Origin of the sequence: Sphingobacterium multivorum, assembly GCF_039511225.1 — a bacterium.
In the GTDB taxonomy this organism is placed as follows: Bacteria; Bacteroidota; Bacteroidia; order Sphingobacteriales; family Sphingobacteriaceae; genus Sphingobacterium.
Genome location: NZ_CP154261.1, coordinates 3,484,554 through 3,499,222, shown reverse-complemented (window position 1 = coordinate 3,499,222; position 14,669 = coordinate 3,484,554). Strand labels below are relative to the sequence as shown.

General features: G+C 41.0%; 12 protein-coding genes. 7 read left to right on the top strand and 5 right to left on the bottom strand.

Features of this window, described 5'->3' with window-relative positions:
* Nucleotides 1–232: 232 nt before the first annotated feature.
* Nucleotides 233–1,096 carry an SDR family oxidoreductase gene (locus AAH582_RS14645; RefSeq protein ID WP_343318287.1) on the top strand — a complete coding sequence of 288 codons (864 nt, stop codon included), beginning with the start codon at nt 233–235 and terminating at the stop codon, nt 1,094–1,096.
* Between the two features lie 375 nt (nt 1,097–1,471).
* On the opposite strand, the gene AAH582_RS14640 is transcribed toward AAH582_RS14645, so the two are convergent.
* Nucleotides 1,472–2,002 carry a hypothetical protein gene (locus AAH582_RS14640; RefSeq protein WP_343318285.1) on the bottom strand — a complete coding sequence of 177 codons (531 nt, stop codon included), beginning with the start codon at nt 2,000–2,002 and terminating at the stop codon, nt 1,472–1,474.
* Nucleotides 2,003–2,131: 129 nt separating this feature from the next.
* Entirely contained in the window at nt 2,132–2,620 is a 489-nt protein-coding gene (locus AAH582_RS14635) for a hypothetical protein (protein ID WP_343318283.1), read from the bottom strand.
* Nucleotides 2,621–2,738: 118 nt separating this feature from the next.
* Between AAH582_RS14635 and AAH582_RS14630 the strand changes: the two genes are divergently transcribed.
* Entirely contained in the window at nt 2,739–3,116 is a 378-nt protein-coding gene (locus AAH582_RS14630) for an HAD domain-containing protein (protein WP_343318281.1), read from the top strand.
* 32 nt (nt 3,117–3,148) lie between these two features.
* Here the strand turns inward: AAH582_RS14630 and AAH582_RS14625 are convergent, their stop codons facing one another.
* Genes AAH582_RS14625 through AAH582_RS14615 form a run of 3 tightly spaced genes read right to left on the bottom strand, consistent with a single transcriptional unit; the run spans nt 3,149 to nt 4,789 of the window.
* The gene (locus AAH582_RS14625) at nt 3,149–3,568 is read right to left on the bottom strand and encodes a hypothetical protein (RefSeq protein ID WP_343318280.1); all 420 of its coding nucleotides are present in this window, start codon (nt 3,566–3,568) and stop codon (nt 3,149–3,151) included.
* A 19-nt stretch (nt 3,569–3,587) separates the two neighbouring features.
* Nucleotides 3,588–4,334, bottom strand: coding sequence for a metallophosphoesterase (locus tag AAH582_RS14620; protein WP_343318279.1), 747 nt, complete (start codon nt 4,332–4,334; stop codon nt 3,588–3,590).
* Nucleotides 4,331–4,789 (bottom strand): energy transducer TonB, encoded by a 459-nt coding sequence (locus AAH582_RS14615; protein WP_343318277.1) that lies wholly within the window; start codon nt 4,787–4,789, stop codon nt 4,331–4,333. The genes AAH582_RS14620 and AAH582_RS14615 overlap by 4 nt, the downstream gene beginning before the upstream one ends.
* Nucleotides 4,790–4,847: 58 nt before the next feature.
* On the opposite strand from AAH582_RS14615, the gene AAH582_RS14610 reads away from it, so the two are divergent.
* The 5 genes from AAH582_RS14610 to AAH582_RS14590 all read left to right on the top strand — a co-directional run bounded on the left by AAH582_RS14610 (nt 4,848) and on the right by AAH582_RS14590 (nt 14,668).
* Nucleotides 4,848–5,243: a DUF6896 domain-containing protein gene (locus AAH582_RS14610; RefSeq protein ID WP_343318275.1), complete on the top strand. Its 396-nt coding sequence runs from the start codon at nt 4,848–4,850 to the stop codon at nt 5,241–5,243.
* A gap of 401 nt (nt 5,244–5,644) precedes the next feature.
* Complete coding sequence (locus tag AAH582_RS14605) at nt 5,645–5,992, top strand: hypothetical protein (RefSeq protein ID WP_343318273.1); 348 nt, start codon at nt 5,645–5,647, stop codon at nt 5,990–5,992.
* A gap of 611 nt (nt 5,993–6,603) precedes the next feature.
* Complete coding sequence (locus AAH582_RS14600; RefSeq protein WP_343318271.1) at nt 6,604–7,680, top strand: hypothetical protein; 1,077 nt, start codon at nt 6,604–6,606, stop codon at nt 7,678–7,680.
* Between the two features lie 25 nt (nt 7,681–7,705).
* Nucleotides 7,706–11,098: a hypothetical protein gene (locus AAH582_RS14595; RefSeq protein WP_343318269.1), complete on the top strand. Its 3,393-nt coding sequence runs from the start codon at nt 7,706–7,708 to the stop codon at nt 11,096–11,098.
* A gap of 12 nt (nt 11,099–11,110) precedes the next feature.
* Nucleotides 11,111–14,668, top strand: a complete 3,558-nt coding sequence (locus tag AAH582_RS14590) for a DUF6443 domain-containing protein (RefSeq protein ID WP_343318268.1) — start codon at nt 11,111–11,113, stop codon at nt 14,666–14,668.
* The last annotated feature ends 1 nt before the right edge of the window (nt 14,669 follow it).

Genomic DNA, 14,669 nt, shown 5'->3' with positions numbered 1-14,669 from the left:
ATGGCTATTTCTTTAAATACTAACAATAAAAATATCAAAAAGGGATATTAGTCGCTCATGTAAATTTCAATAAAGCGACATCAATTAGCATGTAAGATATCCTCAAGAAATTGTCCGTCTTAAAAATCAGTGGCATTTTTTTCAAATCCCTTCATTAAAGGACAAATATAAATACCTACCAAACTTTTCAGACTTTGACTTTGTTCACTTTACGGATGAATCGGTAAATGGTATGAAAAAAGCAGCAAGTAAGAAGATTCGACCGTTGCAAAAGCAAAAGCGACCCGGATTGGAAGTAAATATGACACCAGTTCCTGACACTTCACCGTTAACGTATCCTGCAGAAGGAAAATTGCACAATAAGGTAGCGTTAATTACGGGAGGAGATAGCGGCATAGGCAAAGCTGTAGCTTTGTTATTTGCGAGGGAGGGAGCTGATATTGTTATTGCCTATCTTAGCGAAACAAAAGATGCAAAACAAACCCAGAAAGAGGTTGAATCCTTCTCCAGAAAATGTATGCTGATTAAAGGGGATTTAGGAAAAGAAAATCACTGTAAAAAAGTGATTGAACTTACGATCAAAACGCATAAGCAAGTTGATATTATCGTTAATAATGCAGGTCTTCATTGGGAAACAGAATCAATCGAGAAAATCACCACTGAACAGTTAAACAAGACATTTCAGAATAATTTCTTTTCCTATTTCTGGATTACGAAGTATGCCATACCGTATCTTAAGAAGGGGGCAAGCATCATTAATACCTCCTCTGTGACTGCATATCGAGGCAGTCCAAAGTTGATCGATTATTCTGCAACAAAAGGAGCAATAATTTCTTTCACACGAAGCTTGTCAGCAAATCTTATCGCTAAAGGAATTAGGGTCAATGCTGTTGCGCCAGGTCCGGTATGGACTCCATTGATCGCATCTTCATTTGACCCTAAAAAAAACTCCGAATTTGGAAGCGACTCCCCCATGGGGAGGGCAGGAATGCCGAATGAGATTGCACCAAGTTTTCTATTTCTCGCTAGCGAAGATTCAAGTTTTATAAGCGGTCAAGTTTTACATCCCAATGGTGGAGAAATCATCAATGGTTAGTCAGCGAATAACTCACCTTGCAACAGCTTTGAGACTTAATTATGAAACATTATCCTTGACAGAAGGAGATATCGTTAAAGTGAATCCTATTCGTATTACTCAGGAACAGGTTGACCATCGGAGGCCGAAGAAGTGAAACATCATCATGTAAAAGTCTGCTTTTTACCGGTCCCAGGAGGTCCCTCGATAATACTCATTGGGTTGGCAAGCCATTATTTACAGCCTCGTTTTGACTGAGGTTAAATCCAAAGGGAAAAATTTCAACAGGGGCGAGGAGGTCACAATTTTTGGGTTGTATTTTCTGCTGAAATGAACTATTGGCATTAAACATGTTGGAAAACTATTCTTTTAGATAGGATATTAAAAACTTTCCATTTAGTAATCTGATTTTTCAAAATCAAATATGACCTTTCTTATGACAGGTTGTAAGAATTCAATCCAATTGTTGATATCTGTTTCGTCAAAATATACAAACCAGATATCACTAGAATTTTTGTAGATGTTATCAACTTTCTCAAATTTTTTCTTGTACCAAAGCTGTATATTTTCATCCATGCCAAAAATATAATGGTTACTAGGTGGCAAACGCAGTTTGTCTTTAACTTTATTTTCGAGCTCGGTTACTTTGGCTAGATCGTCCACTGTTAAAAAGAATGGGATTCTTTCTCTGAAAATAGAAGGAGAACCGATGTCATTGTTCTTGCTAACCTGTACTTCAACGACAAATTTAGAACCAGCATAAGCATCAAAACCACTTTGGGCACATTGGAACCAAATAACTAAATAGTGATCTTTTAATTGTTTGTAAAATCCCAGCATGCCACTTTTAGTCTTTTTAAACCCTGCACCTTTTAATTCGGGAAAGATAATTTTATTGATTATTCGATATACTTCCGTTGATTTCATTTTGCTTAATAGAGTTTTCTAAATATTTAGCTCTAATTTAAATAAATTAGTCCTCATTTTTCACTGATAATAGATTTGAGTGCCTCTAAGGAATAATTTTACATAACCCCGTGTTTGGTTTTTGGATAATCAAAGATGGTAAGATTGTCCAGCCAATGAGATTCCCCGAAGTCCATCAACTCCGGTGGTTCCTTTTCCGGATATTCTCGGAAATACGATTTTCGCTCTTCTATTATCGATAGTATCCCAGGACACATTTTGTTTTCTGTACAGATCGGCGTCGAGATCTAGATCCAATATCGGCATATCTTTTACAATAATATAGTCCGAAGAGTCCGTTGCACTTTCCTCCATCATCTGTCTGGTAATGACTTCTATATTATGTTCTGTCAAACTATTTGAATACATGCTCAGATCAAAGTAAAGCGTATCCTTGTTGTCTACAGCAATTGCGCCGACATAACTGTCTACTCCATTTTGTTTGACCTGCTGCCATTTATAGGGAACTTCAAGCGTAAATAGACCAAAATCCATTGTCTTTGTGCGAGCTGGATCCTTGCAACCGGTAACGAGGATAGTAAGGGCAGAAATGTGGAATAGTTTTATGAACTGTTTCATGCTATGGCTTATACGTTGAATTTACAAAATTAGGCTGGACTATCAATCTATGGCTAATATTTTTTATTATTAAATCGCAAACGGGTGGAGTGGAAGCGCCAAATTAATTATTAGCTTCGTGCAATATGAATTTCTTTTAGATATAGACGGTGTCATGGTACATGCCAATCCACATAGGTCTGTAGAGCAGGCAACTGATGGCTTCTATGTAGCAAAATGGAAAAAGAAATTTCTTGATAGGGATATTCGAATTGATTCACTTCAACTGTTGGATAATGCTGAACAACATTTGATTGATCACTATACGCGAAAGGACGAAATATTAGGTCATATTGGTCGGCAGTGTATGCAACCGGAGGAAATCATCATAATAGATGATGACAAATCGTTAAACGATCTACCTCGAGAGCTAAAGACGAGGCTAGTATCTACATCTTCTTATATCGGATTGACCGAAAAGGATCTTCCCAAATTGAAGACCATACTCAATAGGTAATTCCCATTAATAGTTGTCGCATTGATTATAAGTCAATCAGAGAAAAACTGGAAAGCTGGATAATCTTTCAATTTGATAAAGTCAAATCTGTAGTAACAATTCCAATAGCTTACTATTCTACTTCGGATCGCCCTTTCATATAATGTGTTTTCAGTAAAGAATTCTTTGATCCAACTCTTTTGCTGCGGGGTAATGCATGCAATAATGGTCAAATGGATTTCCATAACATACTCACCTAATAGCTGCACTACATATGGAATGCTTTCCGAGGGAAAAAGATTCATTAGTTTCGCTATTGCTATTTCACGAATGTACCCATCATGATGACGGGTCATGAGACCTAGTTCCTCAAAATCCTTCGTCGTTTCAACGTCGTTTTTCGTTGTGGATGTATATATCCGATATGGAAATTGATTAACTTTTCCCTGCCATAGGACGTCGATTTGTTCCATTCTCATTGTTGTTTTTTGATCATATCTCTATGACAAGGTTCTTATTAAACCCATTATACGGTTCATTGATATAGCCCTGTGGATTGCATATAATTTCGGTGTTACCGATTTTATAATTTACGGGAGTATGTATATGGCCATGAATCCAGTAGGAGGGTTGATGCTTTAAGATAAAGGCTTCCATATCCGAGACGTAGGCGGCGCTGATCGGATCGTCCAAATACTTCTTTGGTAAGGATCGCATGCTCGGAGCATGATGCGTCACTACGATGTTGTGTTTCGCTTCGCTGACACTAAGACTTTCCATCAACCATTGTCTCGAAGTTTGGTGGATTCTAAACGTATCGATGCTTCTTAATTTGACATAATTGTCACCCAATCTGATCTTCTTATAATCATTCATACGGCTTTGGCATAGCGATCCATATGCAGCAGGATTGCCCTTTAACGAAAAATCAGTCCAGAGTGTGCAGCCATGGAAACAAACCCGATCGATCTCCAAAGATTCATTTTCCAGCACATGGATATTTGAATTGCTTGCAGCGTCTTTGATTTTATATAGTGTTTTCGGATATGCTCCCTTATAATATTCATGATTTCCCAGTACATAGATGATCGGTATATCCAAAGAAAGTGATTTGAGCCAGCTGATCCCTTTTACTCCTAGATCCGTATCTCCAGCCAATATAAGTACATCCGCTAAATTCAGATCGAAATCATTGTATCCAAATTCTCTATGCAGGTCGCTAACGATGTGGATTTTCATCTTTGTCTTTTTGCCTCAGATTGTAATTTTAAATCACCTTCACTGAATGATAGGGGGTATGTATAGCCGGATTTTACAGCACGTCCATTTTGGTATCCCGGTTTCCAGGGACTGGATTTTTTGATCAATTCAATTAGTGTTTCACCTGTTTGATAACCGATATCTTTGGTTATCTGAAAATTACTGAGCCGTCCATCTTTCTCAATCGTAAAATTGATCATCAGTTTGCCGTTTACTTTTGCTTTCTTGGCTGCAGTTGGTATCTTATAATTTTTAACAATCCAATTTTTAAATCCGTTTGTACCATAAGGCGGCTCAGGAAATATTTCAATCATGTGAGGAGGAATATCCGCGATTGAGTCATCCAAAACAAGTGACTGACCGACAGCCTGCGATAATATGCTTATCGATACAATACACATAAATGATAACTTGCGAACCCCAAAAAATCCCATTGTATTAAAATATAACGCAGTAGCTAATTTACATATCTATTTTGTATCTTGATACAAAATGATTAATCAAATTATACGGAAGGTTTTGAATGATTATGTTGCTTTCATTAATGACTTCAAACATCAGTTTTCTCCAAATATGGAAGAATTTGAACAAAAGAGCAGTCGAAATCGCTCGGGACAAATTGGTGGATTCAATTACCAGTTTCATGGTGCGGGCTGCCGTTTAGAAAAAGACGGTTTAGTATGTGAATTTGATTTTATGCCTACCAATGAATATCCCATAAAGTTTTGTTTATGGAAAATGAGGGAATTTATTTTGACCAATAAAGCATATGGATTAGTTAAATTGGAAGAGTCTGAATTGCATGAGGTGCTACATACACTGGTTGAAGATGGCACTCTTGTCAAATTGGTATTGGGCGGCGTGGTTTGGGAAGTATATCAGGTCTGATGCAAATTCTTATTTTTCCTCGTATTTGAAGATCCACATGATCCATTAGAAATTGATCTTTTTATTTTTTATAAATTAACAGGTGTTTTGTTGAGAAAGTAACAGAATATAAGTAAATCGTTGAAATGGAGAAGATAGTTTTTTCTCAGATTGTTCAACATATTTATTCATGAACAAATTTGCGACATATCTTGGAGGCCAGGTCATAACAGACCGCGTAACCTCCTTTGTCTAAAGCTTCTTTGATTATTTGAATTATAATGAGCAAAGTCACAAATGGAGGTGGAAGTTTATAGGGAATGGGTAAAGATATTATAAAATAAATAGTGGTTCCTCAGGAAAAACTAAAGTTGTAGGAGAGGGGTATAGGCCTGCTAAAGATGATAAATCTCGAATAATTTATGGAAAATAGTCTAAATATAATTGAAAAATACGAGTTACTGGTATCTACATTAAACATGATACTTGCTCCACTCAAAGAACCAGGTGTTTTATATGAAGAAAAAGTTCGAAGAAGCTTGGAAGAGCTTGAAGGAGACTATCATTCATTTTTGAATCAAACTTTTATTGAAGAATTACACCAGTCTAATGTTATTTCCAGCAATGGTGTTGTTTTATTAATGAAGATACGGTCTGCTATTGAGGATTTGGGTCAGTTTAGATGGAATGTTGAGGACTTTCTAACAGATAATAATTGGTATGAAATAAGAAATTTTGTTGTTAAAGTATTTTTATCAGAATTGAAATAGTAAAGGTAGCTTGTGGAAAAATAAAAGTGGCCCAATCCAGGTTTATGAGATTGGGCTTTTGTTGTTTATTGTGCATACCACCGGAACAGAGATCCTTATTGACGGCGGAACGGTTTGATAATTTTCACTTTATTTTCTCGGATGTAAGTGATCGAAGTTTTCAAACTTCCACCAGAGTAGGAGACACAAAAAGAGATCCTGGCACGGATCATAACAGAGCAAAAAAGTCTTTGAGATAAAAGGCCAAAATAGATATTATATGTACAATAACGTGGAAATTTCGATACTGCTGACCATTCAATTCGGAAAATTTTGACCATTAAAATATTATGCTGAGAAGTTTAAAATCCATTTTCGCTTATTTTATGGTTCCTATTTATAGTGGTCAATTTGCGTCGGAATTGCATGGCCCCGATGTCCGAAATCTCCACACTATAACCTTAACGAAAAAATATTTTAAATAATGCTATGAATAAATAGCAGGAATTTTTAAATTCAAGTAACCATAAAAAGAAAGCTAGCCAGATCTATAGAAGCGATAAAATAGCTTCTTAAAGATTCCTATGTGTATTTTTTATTACTAATATATTTTATTAACCAGTTTATTAGCTATGAATAAGTTAAAGTCGGCATTTCTGTTTGCCTTTAGCGCATGCGCCATGGGAAGCCATGCACAAAATCTGCTCAACCTCAATGATTGGGTAACCGGTTCCGGAGGAACTTCAGGACTCGTCGCCAACGGCCTTGCCAGTGAGAATGAACGCGAATGGGGAATAGGTCCCCTGGGGCCGCAGGTCGTTCTATGGAAAGCGACGCCCAGTGGGGATGCACAGGCTGATGGAGGCTGGAATTCTGTCGATATCGCTATCAATAACCAGAAGACCTACCGTTTTTCGGTATGGATCAAACGGTCAAATTCGAAAAATGGAACAGCTTACTTTGGATGCTCAGGCGTCAATTCATTGGCAGGTGTCGCAAACAATAACCCTTATTTCTGGTATGGTAACTTGCCCGAGCTCGACCGCTGGTATTTGTTGGTGGGCTATGTACATGGTTCGAATGATCCCTCTACCGTAAATTATGGTGCCATATACGACGGTGTTACGGGCCAAAAAGTTGCTGGTATGACAGATTTTAAATTTGCTTCAACAACAACTGCTACCCGCCATCGTTCCTATTTGTTTTATGATTCCAACGTCAATGACCGTCAATATTTCTACGGACCTCGGCTGGAAGAGGTCAATGGAAATGAGCCCACGATAAGTTCCCTTTTGAACAATCCTGTCGGTGCCGGAGATTTTTATTTTTCAGGAAAAGTTGGTGTAAAAACACAAACACCCGGTGACTATGATCTTGCTGTGAATGGTAAGATCCGTAGTCAAGAGATTAAAGTAGAAACTTCTGGCTGGGCCGACTATGTTTTTGAAGAGGATTATAAGCTACCGACACTAGCCGAAACCGAAAAATTTATTCAAAAGAACGGCCATTTACCCGATGTGCCCAAAGCAAGCGAGGTTGAAGCCAATGGCATTTCATTGGGTGAGATGAACAAGCTGCTGTTGAAAAAAATTGAAGAGATGACCCTGCATTTGATAGAAAAAGATAAAGTGTTAAAGCAGGTGGTTGACCGTCTTGATAAATCGGAGAAAGCGTTATCCGAAATTAGGAAACACCAAGTGAAAAAATAAACAGCAGACCAATTATAATATTATTATGAGAAGAAAAAATTTAGGTCTGAAGCTTATTGCATTAAGCTGGCTGCTGATGACGACAACTCTATTTGGTCAAGGCCCTGAAAAAGGTGGATTGATACGTTTGGCTGATCCCCAGCCACCCAATGTTGCAGAACTGGGCAAGTATGCGGTGTATCCCACTGCCGAGTATACCGGAGTAGTTCCTATATCGATACCTCTTTTTGAAATTTCACTCAAGGGGAAGTCGCTTCCTTTTGGGTTGAGTTATCACGCTTCAGGTATTAAGGTAGATCAGGAGGAAACAGAGGTTGGACTTGGCTGGAGCCTTTCGGGCATGTATACGATCAGCAGAAACATTATCGGCGGTATCGACGAGCGTTCGGGCAGCTCGACTTATAATGGGGTATATTTTCATAACCCCAAGACGATACAGGAACTTTTGAACGAGTATAATGCGCCAATTATTCCCAATGATCAGGGTATTATAATTACCAAGAAAAACGATTTGAGAGCATTGGCTCTGGGGAATAATGATAATCACTCCGACCTTTATACCTTCAGCACCAAAAGCAGGTCCGGTAAGTTTTTGGTAAAAAATATGAACGAATACTATACAATTCCTTATTCAAGCATAAAAATCTCAAGAGGAACTATTTTAGGTGACAGTTACAGATCCTATCCTTTTACCATCGTAGATGATGAGGGACTGAATTACCTTTTCGATGACAGATCCTATTCGATCGGAGATGAAATCAACAATGGGATGACCAGTTATGCGACAACCAATTCCTGGTATATATCAAAGATTACCGATAACGAATCAGGAGAGTACGCAAATTTTCAGTATGTTGACAATTGGATCCGGGAATATATCAATAATGAACAGGTCAGGGTTGGCTATGATTTTAATGGGGAAAAAGTATTGCCTATGAACGATTATAGCTATAATAAATCAAATAATTTTGTCGATAATAACAGTAAACTGATTACTTCCATAGTCCACTCTAACGGTCAGGTATTGTTTGAATACATTTCAGTGAGCAAACCTGTATATTTTAGCCCACGAAAGTTTTTGAGTAAGATCAAGGTTTTGAATGTCAAAGGCGAACTGATCAAAGAGGTAAATTTCGTATACGATTCGAGTACGGACCGTGTAAAACTAGCTTCGGTTACCGTTAGGAATCTGGATGCGGGAAGCGGTGACCAGAAATATGATTTTGCTTATGACCCGTTGCGTCTTCCCCAAAAGAAAGACTTTTCTGTGGATTATTGGGGATATTATAACGGAAATATGGCAAACACCTATCTTCCACCAACAACTATACGTATTAATAACGTACAGAGCTATTCTGGTGTAACGCCAACCTATACATTTGGATCCGCTGACCGGACCCCAAATATTCAGTATATGCAGGCTGAAATGCTCAAAAGAATTACCTATCCTACCAGGGGGTACACCGATTTTGAGTTTGAGAACAACAAATACATTGGGAAAGTAAGATCGACCAGTACCAATTATATCAGCGAAACAGTGGTCGGATTGGGCGTAGATCAGAAGAATGAAAAGGTGAGAACGTTTACTTATGGTACTTCGGGCACAGGGCAGTCGTTGGAGCCAGCTGTCATCGACATTACTTTTAATCCGCCAACTCCGCCATACACCGAGTTTTCCATGCACCCCCAATGGGTAAGAATAACCGATAATACAACAAATACGCAGATTTTTGAAAAATGGCATGATAGCGACCCTAGTCAGCCACTACGCTTTATCCAAACGCTTAACCTGACACCTGGACATAATTACGAACTAAAGATCACAGTTTATGGAGCCTCGGTTCCTCAATCGAATTATATTACTACCAATACCCGTGTTGATTTGAATTGGAAGGTCATTACAGAGTCCGATGGTGAGAAGCCCGGTGGTGGACTTCGGGTAAAAAGTGTCAAAAGTTATTCGCCCGAGGGGAATCTGCTTTCCAATGACTACTATAAGTATGGTGAGAATGAAAATGGTCTCGGTATATCCTTCTTTGACGAGGCTATTCTCTATAAAAATTACCAGGATCAGAACTACTTTACATTCTTCGAAACAGGGGGCAGCGGGGGCAACGCTGTCACTCCTGGAACCGCATATTGGTGGGACCGTAAATATTTTGGTATAAGCAATTACTCAAGCGTGGCCACCTCCGGAGCTACTATTGGCTATTCTAAGGTCAGGAAGTATCAGCAGGATGTTGTCAACTCAGATCTGATTCTTTCGGAATCTGAATATATAATACCAAGAGAAGTTTCCTTCAGCAGTTATGAGTTTCTGAATTCACAGAATTACGGCAGCCTGTCATTTTTGCTCAGCGAGCCTTCGATGATCAAGAAGACGGATTTCAGAAAATACGGCAGTAGCTTTATGCCAATAAAGAAAGAAAATTACACCTATACACATGATTATCTACTCTATACGAGTCCGCTTGTCTTTGAAACGAATTATTACGAATGGACAATGGGGCTCAGTAATGGAACACATTTTCAATCCAATTATTATGTGGATTATACCTTTAGGCAGTCGTCTCTGAATACTTCTCGGCGGAAACCACTTCAAAAGATTGGGAAAGATTATTTCTACAATGCCGATCTATCCCTAAAAGATAGTATCTCAACCGAGCAGAATTTCGAGTATAATGCAGCTTATGCGGATGAACCTTCCAAAATCCGTGTCGCTTCGAGTAATCAGCCAGTGGAAAATATCCAGGAATTTACCTATCCGGATGACGTGACGAGCTTCACCGGTTTTGGGCTTACATTGAGCACAGACGAGCAAACGGGACTCAATGCATGGAAAAAAGGAGTGTCTCACTTTCCAAACAGAGCTGTCAGGAGAAAGGAGTATAAGGGCACAGTATTGACCGGTACGTATTACAATCTAGCGGCGCCGTACAATGGAAAAGTTTTTCCAAGCAGGAGCGTTGAACAGAGAGGAAGCATGACCTACACCGATCTTGTTGTCAATCGGTATGATGCTGCAGGAAATCCGTTGGAAATCCGTAAAAAAGACGGACCGCTTACTGTCTACCTTTGGGGTTATGGCGGACAGTATCCAATAGCTGAGATAAAAAATGCTTCCTATAGCGAAGTATTGACAGTCTTGAATCAGGCGGCTTTGGATAATCTTAATCTCGTAAATGTGTCCGACGCTGCGATTGAAACCGCAATGAATACGCTGCGTAATGACTCCCGGTTGGCCGGTGCCATGGTGACCAGCTTCACCTATAAACCGCTCGTTGGCATGACCAGCAAGACGGATGCCCGTGGCATTAAGGAGACCTATACCTACGACGGCATGCAGCGTTTGCAGGCCATCCTGGATCATCTGAACTATGTGACCAAGTCCTTTGATTATCATTACAGACCCAATTAAGCCTATCCAATCATGAAAAATAACTTTTTAATACTACTATCATTACTCGGGGCTGGGGCGGTACAAGGGCAGACGCTCGTGGACAATCTTACCCTGAGTTCCTATAGCAACCAGACGAATATCCAGGCGCTCAAGAGTATTACACTCCAGAATGGCTTTTATATCCCTGCCCCCGCGGCAGGCAAAACCATTACGATCGGTATTGCCGGCTTTCAGAACATTCTGAGCAACCCTACTGCCGGTCAGAACTATATCCTGACGCGGACTTTCCGTGATACGGTTAAGCTTGCGCAATTGGCCAATCAGCGGACCATTGGTCAGGAAAACCAGAGCATCCAGTACTTTGACGGACTGGGCAGGCCGAGCCAGGGCGTCCAGCTAATGGCCAGCCCCAGTTATAGGGATATTGTACAGCATATCGAGTATGATGGATTTGGCAGGGAGAGTATCAAATATCTTCCGCACGTGCAGAATTTGGCGGGAAATGGAAGCTTCAAGCCTACGGCCAAGATAGACCAGCAGGCCTACTATGCGACCACGAATACCTGGGATGCCGCGGTGGTAAAGACAGCGAAGCCCTATGCAGTTACTGTTTTTGAGAACAGCCCGCTGAACCGTGTGCAGCAGCAGGGTGCTCCGGGTGTACCCTGGCAGCCGGTTGCGATCCGCAACAGTGTAACCGCCAGTACCGATTCCGGCCGCACGGTGGTAAGTGATTATGGGACGAACGGGACCAATGATGTGCGGCTGTGGACAGTCAACAGCACCGGAGCCACAGCAGGGTATTATGCTGCCGGCAAACTCTATAAAACGGTGATCAAGGATGAGAACTGGGTATCGGCAAACGGAAAGGGCGGCACCGTGGAGGAATTTAAAGATTTCGAGGGGCACCTCGTGCTCAAGCGTGTGTGGGAAACAGACAGTAAGAAGCTGGAAACGCAGTATGTGTACGACGACTTTGGAGACCTGCGGTATGTGATCCCGCCGGGATTCCCTTCCACGGCCACAACACTGACCGAGGCCACCACAGGCGATTTCCATGAGCTGGTGTATGCTTACAAGTACGACGAAAAGAGAAGGCTGGCTGAAAAGAAAATCCCGGGCAAGGGCTGGGAATGGCTGGTGTACAATACCAATGATCAGGCTGTGCTGACGCAGGATGCCGTACAGCGCGGACTTGGGAAATGGAGTTATACAAAATACGATGCATTTTGCCGGGTTGTACAGACGGGATTATACAGCAAGACTTTTGCGAGCCAGTCTGCGGCACAGGCCGACGTGAACACGGTAAGCAAATATTGGGAGGACCGGGTCGGTACAGCAGCCTATACCAATCAGGCCTATCCCAAGACGGGGCAGTCATTACAATCGGTAAATTATTACGATGACTATGTCTTCACAGGAGGAAATACAGCCAATCTGCAGCCGCTGAATATTACCAGGAGCACCAAGATCAAGGGGCTTTTAACGGGAAGTATGGTGTGGAAAGATGACCGTTCGGACTCGATGCTGACCATCAGTTATTATGATGACTATGGACGTGTGATCCAAAGTGTTGGTCGTAACCATTTGAACGGAACAGACCGTGTGACCAATGAATACAATTTTCCAGGTCAGGTAGTCAGGAGCACACATGTGCATACACCGTCCACAGGAGCGGTGGTGACTATTATCACGACCAATGAATATGACCATGTTGGCAGACTGGTACAGACCAAGAAGAAAGTCAACGGACAGGATGAAGTGATCCAGAGCAGGCTCGCCTACAATGAGATCGGGCAGCTGAAGACCAAGTCACTGCATAGCGAGAACGGTGGTGGCAGCTTTATGACCAATATCGGCTATGCCTACAATGAGCGGGGCTGGCAGACCAAAGCAAGTTCGGCGCAGTTTACCTCGCAGCTGAACTATAATGTGAATGGTACAACGGTGCTGGGTAACGCCCAGTATAATGGCAATATCGCGCAGCAGCTGTGGGGCTATGCTGCTACAACAAACAGCACATTTACCTACACTTATGATGCGTTAAACAGGTTGAAGAGTGGAGTGAGTACAGGTACGGTGATGAGCGAGGTATTGACATACGACGATATGGGCAATATCAAAACACTGGTCCGTGACAATGGTACGGCGATTACGTACAACTATAACAATACCAATAAGAGCAATAGGCTGGAAAGTCTTTCGGGGGGTGTAACCGGCTCATTTACTTATGACCTGAACGGAAATGCGACCAAGGACCGCACGGGGATGACCCTGAACTACAATTACCTGAACCTGCCCAAAACAGTGACCGGTACGGGTAAGAGTATTGCGTACACCTACGATGCATCGGGTGCTAAGCTGAACCGCAAATCTACAGTTGGAGGTATCACAACCGAGCAGGACTATATCGGTGGGATTGAATACAGCAAAGCTAGTGGAGCAAATCCGGTGATCGAACGAATCGCCACGGAAGATGGCTTCCTGTTGAATAGTTCAGGAAATTATAGTTACTATTACAATCTGACAGATCACCTGGGAAATGTGCGTGTTGTACTGAAGAAAGATGGTACTGCCACAGCCCCTGTTGCGACAGTAATGCAGAAACAGGACTACTATCCATTCGGAAAGACGAAATCTATTGCAACGAGTATCAATAATAAGTATCTTTATAATGGCAAGGAAATGCAGACTGACTTGAATGGCGGGACGCATACCTTGGGAAGTTCTTATGTACTGGAAGGACAGCTGGATTACGGAGCGAGATTCTACGATGCGGAGATCGGACGGTGGAATGTGGTGGATCCGTTGGCGGAGCAGATGAGAAGACATTCACCGTATAATTATAGTTTCAACAATCCCCTACGTTTTATTGATCCAGATGGAATGGGGCCAACGGATATTGTGTATTTTAATAGAAAGGGGCAAGAAACAAGTCGGGTTATCTCAAAAACTGAATTTAAAACTTACGTGAAAGATTCGGACGGTAATTATCAACTAGTTGCAATGCCGAATGTTATAACGGGTAAAGGTGGTTCCAATACTACAGGTGCTGTTTATCAGAAATACGATTACCAAATAGCGGCAAGTACGGCTGTATTCAATATGGATAAAAATGAAGGTTCTCTATCGTTGGTGACGGATGGAGGGAAATCAATACCATCATCGGCCACATCTCAAATACCTGATCTAGATCCTACTACGGTAAAAGCTATTGCAATGCAAGAATCTGGTATTGGTACAGGGAAGGAGGCGAATGAGAAAAAAGATATTATGCAGGTTAACAATGGTGTTAGTAATTTTGCAGATTATAGTCCCTATAAAGCGAATTATGGACTTTCAAAAGGAGTTGTACCTGGCCCTGTTACATCAATTAATGCGGGTATAAAAGATCTAGCGACCAAAGGCTTTAAGGGTGGAGTCGGATATAACTCAAAAACTGACCAAATGAGTTTTAAATTTCAGGGATGGGATAAGGCTATTAATAACTACAACGGAGGTGGTGCTGCTAAATATGGGCAGGACTATCTGAAATCTATAAAAGATATGATCAGGAGCTCTGTAAAACCAAACCCACAAAACTATTAGA